The following is a 19,614-nucleotide window of genomic DNA, read 5'->3' as shown; positions in this document are numbered from 1 at the left end:
ACCACCCAGGTCAGAACACCTAAGCTCGCGCCATGCCAACCGCCTTCCCCGCCGCTTCGGACGTCGACATCGACGAAGCCGCCATCGACGAGCAGCGCACCGTCATCCGCGAAGACCTCGCCGCGACCCTGCGCCTGCTGGCCGCGCGCGGATTCCAGTACGGTCTCGCCGGCCACGCCACCGTGCGCGACGCCGGTCCCGAGGAGCGCTACTGGGTCAATCCCGCCGGTATCGGGTTCGCGCGGGTCACGCTCGACGACCTGGTCCTCGTCGACGCCGACGGCGCCGTCGTCGACGGACGTCACCGGGCTCACGGCTATGAGAGCCAGCTCGAGGTGCACCGACGCCGCCCCGAACTGCGTGCCGGACTGCACGTGCATTCGCTGCACACCTTCGCGTGGTCCAGTGCCGGCGGGCTGCTCGCCCCACTCACCACCGACTCGTCGTGGCTGCAGGGGATCCAGGTCTTCCGCGAGTCGTTCGACCAGTCGGCGCCTGGAAGCTCGCCCCCGAGATCGCGCATGCGCAGTTCCAGGCCGAGATCGACGCGGAACTGCACCGCCCCATCGCGCCGCGCCCTGGCGCCTGAGCCCCGACCCACCCCTCCCGAAGTCGCGGTCGAGCACGGCTACACGCTGCGCCGGGTGCTGCAATCGGTGGCGGGGGCGTTCGGACACGGGCGCTTCGTCGGCACGCCCACGCAGGCAGCGGACCGCATCGAGCAGTGTGTCGACGCCGGTGCCGCGGACGGATTCGTGGTCTTCCCCAACGGGTGGGAGACCATCCGCCTGCTCACCGAGCAGGTCGTGCCCCTCCTCCGGGCCCGCGAGCGCTTCCGCGCCGAGTATTCGGGCACGACGCTGCGCGACCATTTCGGGCTGCCTCCGGTCTCGGCTCCGGCGCGCGCGGAGATCGTGGTCGGTGTCGTGTGAGTTCCGCTCCGCCGCGGCGGGTCGCCCTTCAGCCAGACCGCGGGCCGGGATGTCGCGCGATACATGGGCTCATGTCGACCTTCGATGAGCAGTTGTTGCCCGCTCGCGGGTAACGGGATGCGGCGCAGCTCGGTAGCGCACGTGACCGGGGGTCAGGGGGTCGCAGGTTCGAATCCTGTCATCCCGACCAATTGACTGTCACTCACACTGTGGGACGAAGAATCCCTCTGGATGGTCGAAAACCTTCCGCGCAGATGCGGGAGGCTTTTCGTTTGTCGCAGGGGCGCTCCCTTGCCAGTCGCGGGGTGTCAAGGCCTTGACACATCAGCGAGGTTCGATCTTCGGCGCCGCCGTGGATCATCTGAATGAGTGAATTGTGTGCGGTGATGGCGCTGCTGTTCATTCTGCTGACCAGCTTTTTTCAGGCGAAGGAGCCCGCCAGCCCCTTCCCGGAGGGGCCCACATTCGCATGCTTGACCCGGGGGGAAGAAAGTCGGTTCCACCGGCGGCGTGCCGGGCTGACCCTTCCGCAAACAGAGAAGAAGGGACACTTAATGAAGAAGTTCATTGCCGGCACGGTCGCAACCGCGGCGTTCGTCGTCGCAGGCCTGGTCGTCTCGACGCCCGCCAACGCGGGAATCCAGTTGTGGGACTACCTCCACTACGGCGGCGGCTACCTCGGCGACTTCGGGCGCGGCACTAACTGGGTGGGCGCCAACGCCAACGACAAGGCCTCGTCGGTGGCGGTCAGCCAGCCTGCCAACTACGCGATCCTGTATGACCACGCCGACCGGCAAGGCGCGCAGTCACCGACGTTCTACACCGGCACCGACGACCTCCGGTACTACGGCTTCAACGACATCACCAGCAGCATCGGATGATGACAGAGGGCTGCCGGCGCCTGGCGTCGGCAGCCCGCCACGAGAACAAGGGAAGACATGAAACGCCTCGCCACCGCCGCCGCTCTCGTCATCACTGTGCTGTCTGTCTCCGCCTGCGCGCCGTCGCCGTCGGAGGGAGAAGGGTTACAAGAGCTTCCCGACGTGAGCATCGAGGGGTATGAATCCGTCAGCGCTGTGATGGACTACGAGACAGGGACTGTACAGCTCCCCCTCGATCAGTACTCGCTGCAAAGCCCGGCAGTTCAGACCAAAACGCTCCAGGCCATCGCCACTCGCACGGACGCCTGCCTGGAAGATCTCGGGTTTCACACCGTTTCCGAACGCGTCGACTGGACACCGTTCCCCGCCGCAGAGAACCGGCGGTACGGGGTGTGGAGCGTGGAGCGTGCCAGCAGGTTCGGCTACGGGGCGCCGGAGGACGTCGGAATCAACACTTTGCGCGTGAACACCCTCGATCTGGGTGTGGAGTTCAACGAGGCATTTGCCTCATGCAACCAGGAGGCGGTGAGCGCGCTGCAGCCTCAGATCGATTTCCTCCAGGCCCCGAACATCGACTATAGAATCCGCTCGCAGGCGGAACGTCGTGCGGAAAGCAGCGCGGAAGGGGCTCAGGCCCGCGAACAGTGGCAGAACTGCATGAAGGAACGAGGCATCGTTCTAGACGCCACTTCCGGCTTCCCCTCCCAGCAGTACAATCAGCAGGGCAAAGAGGCCGAGATCGCAGCCGCCACTACGCAGGCCGAGTGCGCCTCGCAGACTGGCGCGATTCAGACCCTGTTCGATCTTCAGGCGCGATACGAAGCTGCTTTCATAGATAGCCAGGCCGCGGCCGTTCAGGAATTCGCCGCTGCCAGGGAGACCGTCCTGAGCACGTTCAACGACGTGATTGCCGGGCGTTGAGCGAGGAGTCCACGGCGCAGGACCCGGTTCAGCTGGCCCGAGTACGCCACCCCGTGCGCTTGATCGCCGCAGTCGTGGTGCTGGCGGTGATGATGGGCGCCGCCTTCGTCGCCGGAGGGCTCGTGCGTTCCCCCACATCGGACGCCCTGCAATCGGCGGACATACGCTTGCCCGTTCGGGTGAACGTCGAGGAACGGGTAGTGGACGCCGGCTTCTCCGTACCCGCCGCGCTCACGCCGGCAGCGACTGCGGGCGTGTTCGTCAGCGGCGCGTCTGTACAGGCGTCGGATCAGGCACCGACCGCGAACGCCGCAGTGTCGCAATCCGCAACCCCCGCTACCTCTGAAAAGTCCCTCCCCAAAGCGGAGCGGACGTTGCTCAGCAAAGTCGTCGTAGGCAGTGGCGACCGCGTGCGCTTCGGAGACCTCGTCGCTGAAGTCTCTGGCCGCCCGGTCTTCGCGATCCCACCCACCGTGCCGCTTTACCGGGACCTCATCGTCGGAGCGGAAGGCACCGATGTACGCTCCCTTCAGCAGTTCCTCATCGACCGTGACTTTTACGGCGTCCGAGTTACGGGGGAGCTCGATAGCGGCACGATCGCCGCGCTGACTCGGATGTACGCAGCTGTGGAGTATGAGCTGCCTTTCGTCGCTGATGGGCAGCGAGGTTTGGCCTGGCGAGAGTTTGTGGTTACCCCCGCCGACGATCTCCCGGTGGTGCAAAGCGCCCCGGTGGGCACGCTCCTCAGCCCAGAGGTGCCGGTCATGACATTGCAGACGACACCAGCGACTCTCACGGCCCAATTCACCAAGGCGCAGAGAGACAGAATCGAAAGCGGACGGACCGTCGGAGTGAGCATCGCCGGCGCTGCCCCCATCGCCTCGAGCGTGTTAAGAGTGGGCGATCTGGTGACCGATGCGGGATCGGGCGCTTCCGGCTATCCCATCAGCGTGGCGGTGCCGGACGGTGCGGTCGTAGACGCTGCTACGCCCATCCGTCTCTCGAATGTCGACCAGCCGCCGCCCGGCACCGCGGTGCCTGCAGTCGCCGTCTACCAGGAAGGCGGGTCGGCGTACGTGGTCCTCGCCCCGCCCGCAGCTGAGGATGGGGGCACACTACCTCCCCGTGAGACCGTGGCGGTGACCGTTCTGACTCAGTCCGACGGCTGGGTGGCCATCGAGGCCGACGAACGTTTGATTCCGGGTACGGCGCTTCTGGTGGAGCCATGACAGGCAAGCCTCCCACGCAACCCCTACTCGAACTGCGTGCGGTATCCCGATCATTCGACACTCCAGCCGGGACCACCCACGCCCTACGCAATGTTTCCCTGCGCGTGGACGATGGCGACTTCGTTGCCATCGTCGGCCCGTCCGGCTCAGGCAAGTCGACCCTCCTCAACATCCTGGGTCTTCTCGACCGACCATCGACGGGAACATACGAGTTCGCCACCCGAGAGACGAGTCGTCTCAGCGAGAAAGAGCGGGACACTATCCGCTCCCGCGAGATCGGCTTCGTCTTCCAGGACGCGCATATGCTGCTCGATGAGACCGCCGCTTCGAACGCCGCTCTCGGCCTGAGAGTGCGCGGTGAGGCATTGCGGGACCGCCGCCGTGCCGTCAGTCACGCCCTGAGCATGCTCGGTATGCGCCACCGAGCCAACCACCTCGCACGTCAGCTCTCCGGCGGCGAACGCCAGCGCGTTGCCATCGCCCGCGCCGTCGCAACAGGCCCGCGTCTCCTCCTCGCAGACGAACCGACGGGGGCCTTGGACGGCGAGAATTCACAGACCGTCATCGAACATCTTCGGGCGTTGAACGCGTCCGGAGTGACGGTTGTGGTCATCACCCATGACCCGGTGGTCGCATCGGCTGCCAATCGCCAGCTACACCTCGAAGACGGGACTCTTCGCGACGGGAGCGCTGAGCAGCCGGCGCTGCACCCGAGCCCGCCGCGGACCGAGCGCCTCTCGAGACAAACCCCCGCGGCCTTCGTCAGGAAGCTGTGGGACGAGCTCCTCGATGCCGTGTCGAGTCACACGTCTCGCCCCGGACGCGCGGCTCTGCTGCTGAGCGCTTTCCTGCTGGGGACGGGCGGCTTGGTGTGCTCACTGGGAATAAGTCAGACCGCCGCAATACAAGTCGCCGAGCGACTCAATGCCGCCGGGCTCGACGAGGTGGTCGTGCGCAGCTCTCTCCCCGACGACAGCTTCTACAGTGCCACCTCCGGTGCACGACTCATGGATCTCCGAGGGGTGAAGGGCGTGGGGTACGTCTCGTCCCTGGAAGCGGATCTGACGGTGTTCGACAGCGCAGCCGGGCTCGAGGATCCAGTGTTCACCGGCGAGGTCCTCGTGGCTGACAGTTCGTATCTCCGCATCCATAATGCGGGCGTAAGCCCCTCCACCGCCGTGGCACTCCTCGATAACCCATGGGGCGGTGCGGTGGCCCTTGTGGGCTCCACCGCCGCCGCGGAGCTCGGTATCGCCGGTCCAGGCCCGGGAAGAGTGCTGCATTTGGGCAACGTAGCAGTGGACGTGGTGGGCATCATCGAGGATGGCGGACGCATCGCCGAACTGAGCAACAGCGTCGTCGTCTCCCGCACCGCTGCGAAGGGGTTACGACCGGCCGACCCCCAGTTTGTCGTCCGCACTGAGCCCGGTTTCCCGGCTCCGGTCGCGGAGGCGGCCCCGATCGCACTTTCCCCCGGCGACCCGTCTCGGGTTCAGATCGAGACCGTTGCGGACTTGCGCTCCATTCAGCTGGGCGTGTCCACCGATCTCGGCGCTCTTGTCGGCATCAGTTCTGCCGTGCTGCTGGCACTGGCCTGTTTGACTGCTGCCGCATCCATGTATCTCTCCGTACAAGCCCGAGCGCGCGAGGTCGCGCTACGCCGAGCCATCGGATCCAGTCGCTCCTCAATCTGGCGTATCTTCACCCTCGAGGGCATCTTTATCGGCCTCCTGGGAGGTGTCGCGGGAAGCACTGTCGGACTATACGCGCTGATCGGCATCAGCCTCACCCAGGGATGGGTGCCCCGCTTGGACATCGCCACTGTGGGGGTGGGCGTTCTCGCAGGAACCGTCACGGGTATCCTCAGCGCCACTTACCCGGCACTCGTGGCCGCGCGCGCGAATCCGGCCGTAGCCATCCGCCAATAGCGGCGGCGGCGACAACTTCCGTCGTCGTCCGACAGTGCCGCACGCGCGATGCCCCCTGTCCAGATCACAATCACGGGGCGACTATGCGGTCGTGTGACTCTGTTCGTGCGCCCATCCTGCACCTCACCGAAAGAGGGGCCCTCGTTCTGAGGGGCTGAGGGCCCAGCGGAGGTCACAAGACGACCGTCGCCCGGACGGGAAGCTCAGAAGCGATCTCGTCGCTCGTCGCCGTCGGAGGTCGGCCTTCACCGGCGCCGGGCGCACCGCTGCGCCGGGGTCGGCGATGGGGAAACTACCTAGGTCCCCGGGGGTGCGCCGGGAATCTCGTTAGCATTCCCTCACACGCGCAGGTGGTCGGGGATCTGCCGAGCACGGGGAGGAGAGGAACGCCTCTTGTCCCGTGAACGCCCCTCCGACGCCGCGATTCCGTATCGAGAGGACGCCCATGAGCATGTCGAACGCACCCCGATCCACCCTGATCGTGGGAATCTCCCTCGCGCTGACGGTCGCCGCTGTCGGCCTGGCCGGCTGCTCCAGCCCGGCGACGTCCGCTCCGGCGGCCGCTCCGTCCAGCAGCGCTTCGGATGTGGACATCGACTCGTTCGACAAGGCGTTCCAGGACGAGTTCTTCACCCGTCACGCCGAGACGACCAGCGCGGCGGCCGCATCGACCTTCGCCACGGCGAAGGAGATCGCCGACGCCTTCGTCGCCGACGGAGGCGTGTGCACCAACCCCGTGGACTCGCACCTGTCGATCGCGACGTCGTCGATCGACTGCGTCGGCCCGGACGGCGGCATGCAGACCATCGCGGTCTTCGCCACCCCCGACGAGGCTCAGAACTGGTTCAATGCGCAGACCGTCGTGCGCACGGGCGAGGTCAGCTCCTACCTGCTCGGTCAGAACTGGGCGATGGCGGCCGAGGGCGGTTCGGCCGCCTCGATCTCGCAGAAGCTCGGCGTGCGTGATCTGACCATCACCATGCACTGAGGGCAGACGGGGCGCTCAGCCGTTGCGTCGTCCCGCCCGGATCCGCGCCACCGTCTCGGTCGTCGAGCGGTGCGGCAGGTAGTCGAGGATCTGCACCTCGCCGCCGTAGGACCGAACGGCCTGCGCCTCGGGGACCATCTCGGGGGTGTAATCGCCGCCCTTGGTATAGACCTCGGGGCGCAGCCGCTCGATCAGCGCGACGGGGGAGTCCTCGGCGAACGCGGTGACGTAGTCCACGCAGCCGAGTTCCTGGAGCACGGCGGCGCGCTCTGGCAGGGGGTTCACGGGGCGGCCCGGGCCCTTCAGCCGCCGCACGGACTCGTCGTCGTTCAGGGCGACGACCAGCACGTCGCCCTGGTCTCTCGCCTGGTGCAGGTGAGTGGTGTGGCCGCGGTGGATCAGGTCGAAGCAGCCGTTGGCGAAGACGATCCGCCGGCCGCGAGCGCGTTCCTCGTCGATCCGCCGCGCGAGCTCGTCGTGGGTGAGCAGGCCGCCGCCCTCGGAAGCGAGATCGGCGGTGGTGCACACCGCCGTCCCGGGTCGTGCGACGACGACGTCGGCGGCCCGCTGCGCGAACGCGGCGGCTGCCGGCAGCCCGGCGCCCGAGCACAGCGCGACCGTCAGCGCGGCGGCGAAGGTGTCGCCGGCGCCCGAGGCCTGCTGTTCCGCCGCCGGCACGGCTCGCGTGCGTCCGGTGACGCGTCCGCCTTCGAGCACCACCGTCCCTTGCACGTCGAGCGTGACGACGGCGGCGCGAGAGCCCGCGGCACCGAGGACGCGGGATGCCGCCGCCGCCACGGCTTCCGCCCGGTCACCCCCCAGCCCGGCCCCGAGCAGCAGCTCCGTCTCTCCCGCGTTGGGGGTGACGACGTCCGCACGCAACGGTGCCCAGCGTCGGAGGTCGTGCGCGTCGACGACGACGAGCGGTGCTCTCTCCGGCATCCCGGACAGCCGGTTGACCACCGCGTCGTCGAACAGCCCGCCGCCGTAGTCGCACACGAGGAGAGCGTCCGCGTCGACGCCGATCGCCGGCAGGACAAGCCCGATACTCGCCCGGTCGACCCGCACGAGGATCTGGTCCTCGCCGACGATCCGCGTCTTCGTCGCCGTGACGGCCCCCTCTGCCGCGACCACGCCGGAGACATCGACACCGTGCCCCGTGAGCAGGCGCAGCAGCTCGGTGCCTTCGGCATCCCGACCCACCGCCGAGAGAAGCGAGACCCGCGCCCCGAGCGCGACGAGGTTGACCGCGGTGTTCGCGGCTCCGCCGGGACTCGCCTCGACGGTGCGCGCGTCGACCACGGGCACCGGCGCCTCGCGGCTCACGCGCCGCACCCCGCCGCGCACCCACCGGTCGAGGATCACGTCGCCCACGACGGTGACCCGCGGCGCACGTCGGCGCAGCGCCCCGAGGATGTCGTCGCTCATGACCACACCCGTACCCGTCGCAGCGTCTGATCATGCATCACCGCGCAACGTGTTTCGTCCGCACCCCGGAGGGGAACACTCGGGGCGAGGGAAGGACGACCCATGGATGCCACGCTCCCGAGCGGCGCGCAACGTTTCGACGACGTGCTGAAGATCGCCGTGCTGCGCGGCGGCGGCCTCGGCGATCTGCTCTTCGCCCTGCCGGCGGTGGAGGCGCTGTCGCGCACGTACCCCGAGGCCGAGATCGTGCTGCTGGGAACGCCGCTGGCCGCGACGCTGCTCGGCGGGCGCCCGGGGCCCGTCGCACGGGTGGAGGCTCTGCCCCGGGCGCGCGGGGTGCACGGCCCCGACGACGCCGACGATGCGCGCGGCATCGGGCGGTTCCTGCAGCGGATGACGGCGGAGCACATCGACCTGGCGTGTCAGATGCACGGCGGGGGACGGTACTCCAACCCGTTCCTGCTCGGCCTCGGTGCCCGGCACACGGTGGGCACGCGCACGCCCGACGCCGCCCCGCTCGAGAGGAACCTGCCGTACGTCTACTACCAGCACGAGACGGTGCGCTGGCGCGAGGTCGCCGCCCTCGCCGGGGCCGCGACCGCGCCGGAGGAGCCGCACCTCGCCGTCACGCCGCGCGAGCGGATGCGCGGCTTCGAGCTGATCGGCGAGCGCCGCGCGGGCCTGGCCGTCGTCCACCCCGGGGCGACCGACCCGCGCCGACGGTGGCCCGCCGACCGCTTCGTCGAGGTGGCGGTGCGGCTCGCTGCCGACGGCATGCGGGTGGTCGTCGTCGGAGACGGCGGCGACGCCGCGATCGCCGACGGGATCGCGGCCGAGGCCGGTCGGCGGGCGGGGGATGCCGTGTTCTCGCTCGCGGGACGGCTGTCGCTGTCGGAGCTGGCCGGGGTGCTGGCGACGGCCGACGTGTTCGTCGGCAACGACAGCGGCCCCCGACACCTCGCGCACGCCGTCGGGGCACCCACCGTCGGCATCTACTGGGCGGGCAACCTCATCAACGGCGGTCCACCCACGCGGGCGCGCCACCGGGTGCAGCTGTCGTGGACCACCCGCTGCCCGGTGTGCGACCGCGACGTCACCCAGGTCGGGTGGACGGCCGAGCGGTGCGCGCACGACGACTCGTTCGTCACCGACGTCACGGTGGACGCCGTCTACGACGATGCGGTCGCGCTCGCCGCCGTCGCCGTCACCGCCGCGCGGTGGTGACGGCCCGTTCCCGTTCCCGCCACCGCGCCGAGAGGAGCGTCATCGCCGTCATGGCCACGACGGCTCGTCTTCGGGGCAGATGACGAGCTCGCGGATTTCGACGCCGGGCTTCTGTCGGAGCGCGAACACGATGGCATCCGCCACCTCGCGCGGGTCGATGAGGTGCGCGTCGGGGCCGGGCTTGTACTGCTCGTCGCGGCCCTCGAAGAAGCGCGTGCGCATGCCCGCGGGGAAGATCGTGGTCACCCCGATGCGGCCCTGCGTCTCGGCCGCGAGCGAGCGTGCGAACCCTTTCACCCCGAATTTCGACGCGCTGTAGGCGGTCGCGTGGCCGAGGGCGCGGATCGCGAGCGACGAGGCGACGATCACCGCACGGCCGTGGGTCGCGGTGAGTGCGGGCAGGGCCGCGCGCACGACGGCGGCGGTGCCCAGCAGGTTGACGGCGACGATTCGCTCCCACGCGGCGCCGTCGATCCCGTCGAGCGGGGCGGGCCGGTCGATGCCGGCCGCCGTGACCACGGCGTCGAGCCCGCCGTATCTCGCGGCGAGGTCGGTCACGAGCTGCTCGGTGGCACGGGTGTCGGACACGTCGCACGCGTAGGCGTCGGGACCTTCGACCGCGCTCACGTCGAGGTCGAGCACGAGGGGTCTGCCTCCCGCGTCCCGCACGGCGGCGGCGACGGCGGCACCGAGGCCCGAGGCCCCTCCGGTGATGAGGACGTTTCCGAGGGGTCGATCAGCGGTCATGCGTGCTCTCCTTCTGTTGCGGATGGGGTCTCACCCGACGCGGGCGAGCGCTCCCGCGAGGGCGGTCGTGGAACGGCCGGGGTGATACGGCACGGTGACGGTGCGCCCGCCCCACTCCGCCACGACGGCGGTCTCGGGCAGATCGGATGCCACGTAGTCGCCGCCTTTGACCCACACGTCAGGGGTCAGCTGTCTCAGGACCGCCTCGGGGGTGCTCTCGTCGAACACCACGACCGCGTCGACGCACTCCAGGGCGAGCAGCAGGTCGCGGCGGTCGTGCTGGGTCATGATCGGACGCTCGGCGCCCTTGAGGCGGCGTACCGAGTCGTCGCTGTTCAGGCACACGACGAGGCAGTCCCCGAGCGCACGGGCGGCGGCGAGCGTGCGGGCATGGCCCGCGTGCAGGAGGTCGAAGCACCCGCCCGTCGCGATCACGGTGCCACCCCGTGCCCGCGCGGCGCGCACCACGGCCAGCGCGTCGCCGTCGTGCGGCGGCGTGAGCGCCTCACCGGCGGCCGTCAGCGACGCCACCCCGCCCGCCGCGAGGAATCGCCCGGCCGCGGCGACCGCCGCCTGCACCGCCGCGGGGAGCGACGCGCCGCCCGCCAGGCTGCTCGCGAGCGTTGCGGCGAGCCGGTCGCCCGCCCCGCAAGGGTCGAGGGAGGTCACCGGGACTGGCGGGGACGACGTGGGGGATGGCATCGTGAGAGCGGCGCCGGTGCAGGAGTGCGCCGCGCTCGCTCAGCGTCACGAGCACGGCATCCACGTTCCAGCGCGCGGCCAGCAGTCGAGCCGCGTCGCCGGCTCCCGGCATCCCGGATGTGGTGACACCGGCGGCCGCGCGGGCCTCGGCGAGGTTGGGGCTGACGACCGCGACCCCCGGCACGGGATCGGCGCCGCGGGGGTGCGGATCCCACACCACGGCGACGCGGTCGGTCGCGGCGGACAGTGCCGCGCGCAGGCGGGGGTCGGCGGTCAGCCCGCGGCCGTAGTCGGCGACCACGATCGCGTCGGCCTCGGCGAGCACCGCGAGCATCTCGGCGGTGACGATCGGGGGCGCGGGGGCGTCGCACGACTCGTCGATGCGCACCACGGCGTGAGAGCCGGCGCGCACGCGTGTCTTCACCGGGGTCGGTGACGGTGAGCGGCCGGCGACCAGGCGCAGATCGCCCGCGGCGGCCCGGTCGATCTCCGCGAGCAGCGATCGCAACTCGCGGCCGCGGTCGTCGTCGGCCAGCACCGTCACGAGGGTCGTGTCGATGCCGTCGCGCGCGAGCAGGGTGGCGACGAGCCCTGCGCCCCCGGGTCGGCGCACGGTGGCGTCGACGGCGACGACCGGGACCGGCGCATCGGGGCTGAGACGATCGGCCCGACCGCCGAGATCGGCGTCGAGCAGCAGGTCTCCGACGACGGTGATCCTCACGGCGTCTCCTTCGCTGCGTGGGCGGTGCGCGCATCGACCTCGCGCACCCGGTCGTCGAAGACCCGGCACAGCAGGTGCAGCGCCAGCAGGTGCGCTTCCTGCACCCCGGCCGAGGTGCCCGCGAGGGCGATGTGCTCGTCGCACCGGTCGGCGAGCGGGTTCGGACCGATTCCGGTCAGCGCCCATGTCCGCGCCCCGACCCGGTCGGCGGCCGCGGCGGCGCGCAGCAGGTTCTCGCTGCGCCCACTGGTCGAGAACAGCACCACCACATCGCCGCATCGAGCGTGCGCGTGCACCTGGCGCGCGAACACCTCCGCGAAGCCGTAGTCGTTGCCGATCGCCGTCACGCTCGAGGATTCCGCGTGCAGCGAGATCGCCGAGAACGGCCGCCGTTCCCCGTCGAAGCGGCCGACGATCTCGGCCGTGAGGTGCTGCGCCTGCGCGGCGGAGCCGCCGTTGCCGGCGACGGGGAGACGCTGACCGCGCATCAGCAGGTCGGCGAGTTCGCGTCCCCAGCGCACGACGACGGGGATGCGCTCGCGCAGCGCGTCGACAGCAACGGTGTGGGCGTCGACGTGCGCGTGCAGCACGTCGACGATGTCGGGGCGTGCGAGGTGCGGGTGCGCGGTGGCGGTCATCGGGTCACCGCCCCGCGCGTCGCGCGCAGCTCGATCCGCCGGCGCGACAGCATCCGCCGGTACACGCGCTCGGTGTCGGCGGCCACCCGGTCCCACGTGTACCCGCTGCGCACCCCCGGGCGGCGCCGGCTCGGCCGAGCTTGGCCAGACCCCCGGGGTCGGCGAGCAGGGCGGTGACGGCCGTGGCGATGGCGTCCGCATCCCGCGGGGGCACGTGCACGCCGGTGGTGCCGTGTACGACGGTGTCGATGAGGCCGCCGACCGCGGTCGCCACGACGGGGACTCCCGTGGCCATGGCTTCGAGGGGGACGATGCCGAACGGCTCGTACCAGGGGGCGCACACCACGAGATCCGCCGAGCGCACCACCGCCGGAAGCTCCGTCCTCGACACCTGACCGCGGAAGCTCACGAGGTGCGCGACGCCCTCGTCGCGGGCGAGAGCGGCGAGACGCTGCACGTCGGGGTCGTCGGCGACCTGTTCGGCGCCGCGCGATCCGCCCACCACGACGAGCTCGATGTCGTCGCGCGCCAGTCGCGCGAGCGCGGTGATGACCGTGCCGACGCCCTTGCGCGGCACGAGACGCCCGATCGTCATGATCCGGTGCGCACGCGTCTTCGTCTCGGTCGACCCCTCGGGATGGAAGAGGTCGGTGTCGACCCCGCAGGGCACGACCGAGATGCGCGAGGACGGCACGCCGAGCCGGATCAGTTCGAACGCCTCGTCGGAGCAGGTGGCGACCACCGTGTCGGCGCCGCGCCCGACTGCCGGTTCGAGGGCGGCGCGATCGACGGGGCTCGTGTCGTCGAGGCCCTGGTGCCGGCGTTTGACCACGCCGAGCGCGTGGAAGGTGTGGGCGACCGGTACGTCCGGGGTGTCGGGGCGTCGCGCGGCGTCGAGGGCGGCGACGCCCGACATCCAGAAGTGGCTGTGCACCAGGTCGGGAGCGTCTGCGCGCCACGCGTCGGCGAGGCGGTCGGCGAAGGCGGGCATGTACGGCAGCAGGTCGTCTTTCGGGATGGCGGATGCCGGGCCCGCGCTCACGTGCACCACCTCCACGCCCGGGCACAGCGGCATCCTCTCCGGGAGGTGCGGGTCGTCGCGCCGGGTGAACACCGTGACGTCGTGCCCGCGCGCGGCGAGGGCCGCCGACAGGGCGGCGACGTGCACGTTCTGCCCGCCGGCATCCACGCCGCCGAGCGTCGCCAGGGGACTCCCGTGTTCCGACACCATCGAGATCCTCATCGGGAGCTCCTCTCGCCGAGATGAAGGGATGCCATGGCCCGTACGCCGCTGACCGCTTCGGACAGCACGGCATCCCAGGTGCGCAGGAAGGTCTCGAGCCCGTGATGCTCGAGCACGTGCCGGCGTGCCTGCCGCCCCCGCTCCGCCGCGAGCGCGGGATCGTTCATGAGCGCGCGGATACCGCGCGCGAGCTCGTCGAGGTCGTTGGTGAACAGGCCCGCCTCCGGCGGCACCGCCCGCGGCGCCTCGGTGGTCGCGAGCCCGACGACCGGCATCCCGAGGTGCATCGCCTCGAGGAGCGCGAGGCCGAGCGAGGTCCACCGCAGCGGATGCAGGTAAAGGCGTCGACGGGCGAGCTCGCCCCGCAGACGCGCGGGCGCGAGGTCGCCCGCGGGGGTGACACCGGGGATCGCTGCGAGGCTCTCGGCCTTCATGCCGAACACGTCGATGGGGGCGGTCTCGGCGAAACGGGGGAGCAGGTCGGTGCCGGTGATGCGCCCGCGGCGCACGGGTTCGTTGACCACGACCGCCGACCGGGCGAGCTCGCCGGTGTACCGCGGACCCGGGTCGGGGACGCCGTGCTCGACGACCCGGGTGGGGGCCGCGCCGTTGTCCCAGACGAGACGGGTGAAGTGGGTGACGTGCACCAGCAGGATGTCGTCGCGCTCGGCGATCGGATGCCGGGTGTCGGTCGGGTGGGGCTTCGGGGTGTTGTGCTCGAGGTACACGGCGGGCAGGTCGAGCCCGGGGCGGCGCCCGGTCAGGCGTTCGACGAGGGCGATCTCCTCCGGCCGCTGCAGCACGACGACGTCGATGTCGGTGTCGTGCAACAGCTCGATGGGCACCTCGCGTGCGGCGGGCCAGTCGCGCCCCCGCAGCCCGCCGCCCCACGCGTCGCGCTCGGCGTTCACCGGGAGGAGGTACTCGTGTCCTCCGCGCACGAACGCGTCGGTGTACCCGCCGTGCACATGCCAGAGCAGGATCCTCATGCGCCCACCTCCTGCCGGGCCAGCGCGGGCGCGAGCGCGAACACCGCGGCGACGACCTCGTGCGGGCTGACGGATGCCAGGCACGGATGCCCCGCCACCGGGCACTCCCGGGCGCGGGAGTTGCGACAGGGCGCCCACTGATCGCCGAGCAGCACGTGCGGTACCCCGTAGGGTGCCCACCGGGCGGCGGGGACGACGGGGGAGAACAGGCTCACGACGGGCGTGCCGACCGCCGCGGCGATGTGGGCGGGACCGGTGTTGCCGACCACGGCGACGCTCGCGCCCGCGAGCGTCGCCGCGAGAACCGGCAGCCGTGTCTCGCCGCCGAGGTCGAGGGCCCGGTGTCCCTCGCCCGATACGCGCGCCGTGAGCTCGCGCTCGTCGGGCCCGCCGGTCACCACGACCTGGACGCCCGCCCCGTGCAGCAGCCGCACCGCTCGGGCGTGCGAGGCCGCGGGCCACTGTCGGGCCGTTGCCGCCGCTCCCGGGTGCACCACGACGTAGGGTCCGAGACCGGTGAGCGCGGTGGGCGGGGGAGCGTCGAGGCGCATCCGAAGTCGGCCGTCGTCGTCGCCCGGGAGGATGAACCCGGCCGCGGCGGCGATACCGAGCGCGCGGATCGGTTCGGGCTGGTCTTCGGGGAAGTCCTCGCCCGGCTTCAGGTGCACATCCAGCAGCGTTCCCGCGTGATCGACGGATGCCGCGGCGATGAACGCCACGCCCGCGAGCCGCAGCTGCAGCGCGAGGGGAAGAGGGGATTGGTGAAACGACGTGAGGATCACCGCGGCATCCACCGACGCCCGCTCCAACAGCGCGGCGAGCACGGCGAGGTGCGCGGGGGTGGCCGGCGGCGCCGTCACGGTGATCCACGGGCTGTCCCATACGAGCACCTCGTCGACGCCCGGAAGCGCCCGTGCGGCGTCGGCGCCGACCGAGCTGCACAGCATCCACACCTCGTCGACGTCGGGCGCGGCGGCGATCGCGCGGACCGCGGGTCCGCACAGCAGCACGTCGCCGAGGCTGTCGAGCCGCGCGACCAGCACGCGGGTCATCGCTGCACCCCGTCGGCGGGGGCGAGCCCGTGAGCGCGCAGAACCAGGTCGACGGCGGCGCGGAGGTCGGGCGCCACCGTCTCGGCATCCGCCACCTCCCGGGCCCGGGTGGCGGGGGTCGGTACGAGCACGCCGGATGAACCGGCGGCTCGGGCGGCGTCGATGTCGGCGCCGATGTCGCCGATCACGACGACCTCCGCGGGCGTCACCCCGAGCGCGTCGCAGGCGCGGAGCACCAACCCCGGTGCGGGCTTGCGGCATTCGCAGCCGTCGGTCTCCGCGTGCGGACAGTACGCCCAGACGTCGAAGGGGCCCACCAGCTCGTCGACGCGGGTGTTGACCGCCTCGACCTGCGCGCGCGTCAGGATCGCCCGCCCGATCCCGGACTGGTTGGACACGACCGCGACGTCGAGGCCCGCTGCCCGGGCGAGACGCACCGCCGCGACGGCACCGGGCATGGGCGCGACCAGCGCGGGATCGCCGTTGTAGGGCACGTCGACGATGAGCGTGCCGTCACGGTCGAACAGCACGGCGCGGATTCCGGAAGGAGCGGCCATACTCCTGCTCGTTCCCCGTTCTCCTTCTTCTCAAACCCCCGTGCGCCCGGTGGTGCTCGGATGTGAGGCTGGGGCCCGTGCAGCCCTGGAACGACACCGACGACCGTCCCGCGCTGATCGCTCTGCGCACGCTGAAGCTCGGCGATCTGCTCGTGGCGGTCCCCGCCGTCCGGGCGCTTCGCCGCGGCTTCCCCCATCACCGGCTCGTGCTCGCCGTACCGGGCTGGCTCGAGCCGATCGTCGAGCTCATCCCGGGCGTCGACGCCCTGCTCCCGACGCCCGGGCTGGACGATGCGCTCCCGGTGGCACCCGGCCGCGTCGACGTCGCGGTGAACCTCCACGGCAGCGGGCCCGAGAGCCGACGGGTCGTCGACCTGCTCGGTGCCCGTCTGACCATCGCCCACCGGGTGGCCGAGATCGACGGCGACGACCCGGCCGATCGGCGGATGCCGCACTGGCAGCCCGACCTGCTCGAGCGCCGGCGCTGGGTGCGACTCGTCGAGGCATACGGGATCTGCGGCGACGAGAACGACGTCGCCCTCGGCCCGAGCGCGCGGCGCACCGGCATCCGGGGTGCGTGCGTCGTCCACGTCGGGGCTTTCTACGGTTCGCGCCGGTGGCCGGTCGAGCGTTTCGCCGCCGTCGCCGCGTCGCTGCGCGCCGACGGGCACGACGTGGTCTTCACCGGCAGCGGCGCGGAGCGCGAACGCGCGCTGGCGGTGTCGCGACGCGCGGGCTTCGGCGACGACGCGGTGCTCGCGGGGGTGCTCGATCTCGCCGAGTTCGCCGCGCTCGTCGAGGACGCACGGCTCGTGGTCTCGGCCGACACGGGCGCGGCGCACCTCGCCTCGGCCTACGCCCGTCCCTCCGTGATCCTGTTCGGGCCGGCGGCGCCGGAGAACTGGGGCCCGCCACCGGGACCGCACCTCGTGCTCACCGACGCGTCACGTCGTCGGGGCGAGACGTTCGCCGCGGAGCCCGACCCGGCGCTTTTGGCCGTGACGGTCGACGACGTGCTCGCGGGGGTGGAGCGGGTGATGGGCCCGCGGTGAAGCCGCCGCTCAGCTCGCCGCGGGCAGGGGGCGCGAACCGTGGACGATGCTCTCGCGAAGGATGCCGAGAGACTTCGTCAGAATGCGCGAGACCTGCATCTGGGTGACGCCGAGCTCGTCGGCGATGTCCTGCTGTGTGCGGTCCTCGAAGAACCGCAGGTGCACCACGCGTCGCTCCCGCGGGGTGAGGGCGCGTTGCGCCGCCCACAGCACCGCCGACAGCTCGACGCGTTCGAGCTCGCTGCCCCCGTCGGAGAGCACGTCGGCCAGGGTCGACTCGCCCTCGACTCCCACGCTCACATCGAGAGATGCCGGCCGCAGCGAATGCCGACTGTCGATGGCCTCGCGCACCAGCTCGTCGCGGGAGCCGAGATCGGCGGTCAGCTCCGCGACCGACGGGCGGCGCCCCAGCCGCTGCGCGAGACGCGGTGACGCCTCGCCGATGCGCGACCGCAGATCCTGCACCGTGCGCGGTGGGCGCACGAACCAGCCGTGATCGCGCAGATGGCGTTTGATCTCGCCCGAGATCGTGGGCACGGCGAAGGCCGCGAAACTTGCACCGCGCTCGGGGTCGAAGCGTCGCGCGGCGTTCCACAAGCCGATGTACGCCACCTGCACGAGGTCGTCGTCGCGAGCGGTGGCGCGCGAGAAGAACCGTCGCGCCACCGAGCGTGCGAGCGCGAGATTGTCGAGCGTCAACCGCTGGGCGAGTTCCTGTGAGGATGCGGATCGGATCATGGCCGGATGCTCACGGAGAACAAGCAGTTCCGTCGCGGGGGTTGTGCAGCGGGGGTGTTTGCCCCGACGATGGGCCCTCGGATGCCGAGGTGCTCAGCCCTCCACCACGTCGAACGCCTCGACGTCGCGGCGCGTGATCGTCGTGGGTGCCTCCAGATGCACCGCCCCGCTGGGCAGGACGCCGGCACCGCCGAACCGCTCCATCACGCGCCACTGCGCGACGACGTCCTCGCCCGCGTGGTCGGGTGCAAGCGCCTCCCAGAACCCGAACCCGCCGACATCCACAGCGCGGCACGGCGGTACAGCACGCACGCCCCGATCCACGCCACCTTGTACGCCAGCCACCCGCGCGGCGGGATCGGCGTGTCGCGGGCGAGGTGCACGAGGTTGGCGGCGTTGTGCAGCGGCCAGCGATCGAACCCGGGCGTTCCGCGGCGCACCCGCTCGGGGACGACGGGTCCCTGCCACGGCTCGAAGCGGGCGCGTTGTGCGGGCCTGTCGTCGTCGAGGAACGACAGGCCCTGCACCGCCATGCCCACGAAGCCGCACCCCAGCGTGTCGAGCGCATCGCTCACGCGGGCGAGGGCGCCCGGCTCCAGCCACACGTCGTCGTCGAGGTACAGCACGGCCTCGGCCGCGGACTCGTCCAGCAGGAACTGCCGGTGCTCGGCGAGACCGCGCCGGGGGAGATGCCGGAGCATCCGTACCTCACGACCCTGCGCACGCAGCACCCGCACCATCGCCTGCACCGCGGGAGCCGCCGATGCGCCGTCAGCGGATTGATCGCTCACGATCACGCGGAACGGCGGTGCGTCCTGCGCGGCGAGCCCGGCCAGCGTCACCGCCAGTTCCGCCACCCGGCCCGCGGTCGCGATGAGCACGTCGACGGCCGCGGGCGCGACGGAACCGGCGGCGCCCCATTCGTCGGAGCCCCGCCGGTCACCCACCGTCAGTCGCCCGCGACGGCGCTGCTGACGGCGGTGGGTCCGTCGAACGAATCGCGCTCGGCGTTCTCGAGTGCCGAGACCAGGTCGTCGGGTGCGCCGTTTCGACGGGCGACGCGCACGAGGTCGTCCTTCGTGGCGGGATAGTCGACCCCGCCCAGGTATTTCTGCAATTCGATGGGCGTGGGGGTGTCGGCCATGTCGATCCTTTCGTGAGCGCGAGCGCCCGGCGGTGTCGCCGGACGGGCGGTCACGGTAGGACCGGATGCCGCGCCCCCGATCGGGCCTTGACGCCGGCGCGGTGCGGCGCCAGCATGCGACGCACCTCGGGCCCCGCACGCGCATTACGCCGTGCGTCATCCGCGCTTCGCAGGAACTCGGTCGTGACGTACTTTCGTCTCACCCACTCACGAAGGCAGGTGAAGCCATGTCCCGCACGATCTCGTCGACAGTCCACCCGATCCAGCGCGCCATGGCCGCTGCCAACCCGTCCGCGTGGTGGGACGGCATCGTGACCGAGGCGTCCGGCGCCGAGGTCACCATCGCGCTGCTGGCCGGCACCACCCTGCGCCTGCGAGTGGTGGGTCCGCCGGTCGAGATCGCCCCGCACGAACCGGTGGCCTACCACCCGGTCGCAGAACTGCTGAGCGCTCACCGCATCACCACGACCGCGCAGACCCGCTGACGCGCCGCCGCTGCG

Annotated in this window: 18 protein-coding genes, 1 tRNA gene and 2 pseudogenes; 10 read left to right on the top strand and 11 right to left on the bottom strand. The window is 71.3% G+C overall.

From position 1 onward, the window contains the following. Positions 1 to 32 precede the first annotated feature (32 nt). The 7 genes from QE412_RS05985 (at position 33) to QE412_RS05955 (ending at position 6,879) form a co-directional block, all read left to right on the top strand. Positions 33 to 932: a class II aldolase/adducin family protein gene (locus QE412_RS05985; RefSeq protein WP_307481204.1), complete on the top strand. Its 900-nt coding sequence runs from the start codon at positions 33 to 35 to the stop codon at positions 930 to 932. Positions 933 to 1,045: 113 nt separating this feature from the next. Beyond that, a tRNA-Pro gene (locus QE412_RS05980) sits at positions 1,046 to 1,122 on the top strand. Positions 1,123 to 1,486: 364 nt separating this feature from the next. Beyond that, positions 1,487 to 1,813 carry a hypothetical protein gene (locus tag QE412_RS05975; protein WP_307481201.1) on the top strand — a complete coding sequence of 109 codons (327 nt, stop codon included), beginning with the start codon at positions 1,487 to 1,489 and terminating at the stop codon, positions 1,811 to 1,813. A 57-nt stretch (positions 1,814 to 1,870) separates the two neighbouring features. Continuing rightward, the gene (locus QE412_RS05970) at positions 1,871 to 2,734 is read left to right on the top strand and encodes a hypothetical protein (RefSeq protein ID WP_307481199.1); all 864 of its coding nucleotides are present in this window, start codon (positions 1,871 to 1,873) and stop codon (positions 2,732 to 2,734) included. A 59-nt stretch (positions 2,735 to 2,793) separates the two neighbouring features. After that, positions 2,794 to 3,963: a peptidoglycan-binding domain-containing protein gene (locus QE412_RS05965; protein ID WP_307481197.1), complete on the top strand. Its 1,170-nt coding sequence runs from the start codon at positions 2,794 to 2,796 to the stop codon at positions 3,961 to 3,963. After that, positions 3,960 to 5,891: an ABC transporter ATP-binding protein/permease gene (locus QE412_RS05960; protein WP_307481195.1), complete on the top strand. Its 1,932-nt coding sequence runs from the start codon at positions 3,960 to 3,962 to the stop codon at positions 5,889 to 5,891. Before QE412_RS05965 ends, QE412_RS05960 begins: the two co-directional genes overlap by 4 nt. 445 nt (positions 5,892 to 6,336) lie before the next feature. Then, positions 6,337 to 6,879 carry a hypothetical protein gene (locus QE412_RS05955; RefSeq protein WP_307481193.1) on the top strand — a complete coding sequence of 181 codons (543 nt, stop codon included), beginning with the start codon at positions 6,337 to 6,339 and terminating at the stop codon, positions 6,877 to 6,879. A 15-nt stretch (positions 6,880 to 6,894) separates the two neighbouring features. Here QE412_RS05955 and rfaE2 read toward each other — a convergent pair whose 3' ends face one another. Next, positions 6,895 to 8,307, bottom strand: coding sequence for a D-glycero-beta-D-manno-heptose 1-phosphate adenylyltransferase (gene rfaE2, locus QE412_RS05950; RefSeq protein ID WP_307481191.1), 1,413 nt, complete (start codon positions 8,305 to 8,307; stop codon positions 6,895 to 6,897). A gap of 102 nt (positions 8,308 to 8,409) precedes the next feature. Between rfaE2 and QE412_RS05945 the strand changes: the two genes are divergently transcribed. Continuing rightward, a complete protein-coding gene (locus QE412_RS05945) occupies positions 8,410 to 9,531 on the top strand; it encodes a glycosyltransferase family 9 protein (RefSeq protein WP_307481189.1) in 1,122 nt (373 codons plus the stop codon). A 48-nt stretch (positions 9,532 to 9,579) separates the two neighbouring features. Here QE412_RS05945 and QE412_RS05940 read toward each other — a convergent pair whose 3' ends face one another. From QE412_RS05940 to QE412_RS05905, 7 genes and pseudogenes are all read right to left on the bottom strand, one after another. Further along, positions 9,580 to 10,278, bottom strand: a complete 699-nt coding sequence (locus QE412_RS05940) for an SDR family oxidoreductase (protein ID WP_307481186.1) — start codon at positions 10,276 to 10,278, stop codon at positions 9,580 to 9,582. Between the two features lie 30 nt (positions 10,279 to 10,308). Further along, positions 10,309 to 11,701, bottom strand: a pseudogene (locus tag QE412_RS05930) (PfkB family carbohydrate kinase). After that, a complete protein-coding gene (locus tag QE412_RS05925) occupies positions 11,698 to 12,339 on the bottom strand; it encodes a D-sedoheptulose-7-phosphate isomerase (RefSeq protein WP_307481180.1) in 642 nt (213 codons plus the stop codon). Before QE412_RS05925 ends, QE412_RS05930 begins: the two are co-directional and overlap by 4 nt. After that, a pseudogene (locus QE412_RS05920) lies at positions 12,336 to 13,582 on the bottom strand (glycosyltransferase). Before QE412_RS05920 ends, QE412_RS05925 begins: the two are co-directional and overlap by 4 nt. Beyond that, positions 13,579 to 14,571, bottom strand: a complete 993-nt coding sequence (locus tag QE412_RS05915; RefSeq protein WP_307481177.1) for a glycosyltransferase — start codon at positions 14,569 to 14,571, stop codon at positions 13,579 to 13,581. Before QE412_RS05915 ends, QE412_RS05920 begins: the two are co-directional and overlap by 4 nt. Then, positions 14,568 to 15,623 (bottom strand): glycosyltransferase family 9 protein, encoded by a 1,056-nt coding sequence (locus QE412_RS05910; RefSeq protein WP_307481175.1) that lies wholly within the window; start codon positions 15,621 to 15,623, stop codon positions 14,568 to 14,570. Before QE412_RS05910 ends, QE412_RS05915 begins: the two co-directional genes overlap by 4 nt. Further along, positions 15,620 to 16,180 (bottom strand): D-glycero-alpha-D-manno-heptose-1,7-bisphosphate 7-phosphatase, encoded by a 561-nt coding sequence (locus QE412_RS05905; RefSeq protein ID WP_307481173.1) that lies wholly within the window; start codon positions 16,178 to 16,180, stop codon positions 15,620 to 15,622. Before QE412_RS05905 ends, QE412_RS05910 begins: the two co-directional genes overlap by 4 nt. A 77-nt stretch (positions 16,181 to 16,257) precedes the next feature. Here QE412_RS05905 and QE412_RS05900 point away from each other — a divergent pair, with 77 nt between their 5' ends. Continuing rightward, complete coding sequence (locus tag QE412_RS05900) at positions 16,258 to 17,232, top strand: glycosyltransferase family 9 protein (RefSeq protein ID WP_307481171.1); 975 nt, start codon at positions 16,258 to 16,260, stop codon at positions 17,230 to 17,232. A gap of 9 nt (positions 17,233 to 17,241) precedes the next feature. On the opposite strand, the gene QE412_RS05895 is transcribed toward QE412_RS05900, so the two are convergent. From QE412_RS05895 to QE412_RS05885, 3 genes are all read right to left on the bottom strand, one after another. Beyond that, positions 17,242 to 17,970 (bottom strand): sigma-70 family RNA polymerase sigma factor, encoded by a 729-nt coding sequence (locus QE412_RS05895; RefSeq protein WP_307481169.1) that lies wholly within the window; start codon positions 17,968 to 17,970, stop codon positions 17,242 to 17,244. Between the two features lie 203 nt (positions 17,971 to 18,173). Then, entirely contained in the window at positions 18,174 to 18,917 is a 744-nt protein-coding gene (locus QE412_RS05890) for a glycosyltransferase family A protein (protein ID WP_307481167.1), read from the bottom strand. Between the two features lie 2 nt (positions 18,918 to 18,919). Next, the gene (locus QE412_RS05885; RefSeq protein ID WP_307481166.1) at positions 18,920 to 19,114 is read right to left on the bottom strand and encodes a DUF2795 domain-containing protein; all 195 of its coding nucleotides are present in this window, start codon (positions 19,112 to 19,114) and stop codon (positions 18,920 to 18,922) included. 227 nt (positions 19,115 to 19,341) lie between these two features. Between QE412_RS05885 and QE412_RS05880 the strand changes: the two genes are divergently transcribed. Next, complete coding sequence (locus QE412_RS05880; RefSeq protein ID WP_307481164.1) at positions 19,342 to 19,599, top strand: nuclease; 258 nt, start codon at positions 19,342 to 19,344, stop codon at positions 19,597 to 19,599. The last annotated feature ends 15 nt before the right edge of the window (positions 19,600 to 19,614 follow it).

The organism is Microbacterium trichothecenolyticum (assembly GCF_030818955.1).
GTDB lineage: Bacteria > Actinomycetota > Actinomycetes > Actinomycetales > Microbacteriaceae > Microbacterium > Microbacterium trichothecenolyticum_B.
The sequence above is the reverse complement of the archived record's forward strand: the minus strand, read 5'-3'. Positions and strand labels throughout refer to the sequence as shown.

What these genes read in the sequence shown, in the direction of transcription:
- QE412_RS05985 (WP_307481204.1), top strand. Translation starts at nt 33, where the DNA reads ATGCCAACCGCCTTCCCCGCCGCTTCGGACGTCGACATCGACGAAGCC.
- QE412_RS05940 (WP_307481186.1), bottom strand. Translation starts at nt 10,278, where the DNA reads ATGACCGCTGATCGACCCCTCGGAAACGTCCTCATCACCGGAGGGGCC.
- QE412_RS05970 (WP_307481199.1), top strand. Translation starts at nt 1,871, where the DNA reads ATGAAACGCCTCGCCACCGCCGCCGCTCTCGTCATCACTGTGCTGTCT.
- QE412_RS05880 (WP_307481164.1), top strand. Translation starts at nt 19,342, where the DNA reads ATGTCCCGCACGATCTCGTCGACAGTCCACCCGATCCAGCGCGCCATG.
- QE412_RS05955 (WP_307481193.1), top strand. Translation starts at nt 6,337, where the DNA reads ATGAGCATGTCGAACGCACCCCGATCCACCCTGATCGTGGGAATCTCC.
- rfaE2 (WP_307481191.1), bottom strand. Translation starts at nt 8,307, where the DNA reads ATGAGCGACGACATCCTCGGGGCGCTGCGCCGACGTGCGCCGCGGGTC.
- QE412_RS05960 (WP_307481195.1), top strand. Translation starts at nt 3,960, where the DNA reads ATGACAGGCAAGCCTCCCACGCAACCCCTACTCGAACTGCGTGCGGTA.
- QE412_RS05945 (WP_307481189.1), top strand. Translation starts at nt 8,410, where the DNA reads ATGGATGCCACGCTCCCGAGCGGCGCGCAACGTTTCGACGACGTGCTG.
- QE412_RS05925 (WP_307481180.1), bottom strand. Translation starts at nt 12,339, where the DNA reads ATGACCGCCACCGCGCACCCGCACCTCGCACGCCCCGACATCGTCGAC.
- QE412_RS05915 (WP_307481177.1), bottom strand. Translation starts at nt 14,571, where the DNA reads ATGAGGATCCTGCTCTGGCATGTGCACGGCGGGTACACCGACGCGTTC.
- QE412_RS05975 (WP_307481201.1), top strand. Translation starts at nt 1,487, where the DNA reads ATGAAGAAGTTCATTGCCGGCACGGTCGCAACCGCGGCGTTCGTCGTC.
- QE412_RS05895 (WP_307481169.1), bottom strand. Translation starts at nt 17,970, where the DNA reads ATGATCCGATCCGCATCCTCACAGGAACTCGCCCAGCGGTTGACGCTC.
- QE412_RS05910 (WP_307481175.1), bottom strand. Translation starts at nt 15,623, where the DNA reads ATGACCCGCGTGCTGGTCGCGCGGCTCGACAGCCTCGGCGACGTGCTG.
- QE412_RS05885 (WP_307481166.1), bottom strand. Translation starts at nt 19,114, where the DNA reads ATGGCCGACACCCCCACGCCCATCGAATTGCAGAAATACCTGGGCGGG.
- QE412_RS05905 (WP_307481173.1), bottom strand. Translation starts at nt 16,180, where the DNA reads ATGGCCGCTCCTTCCGGAATCCGCGCCGTGCTGTTCGACCGTGACGGC.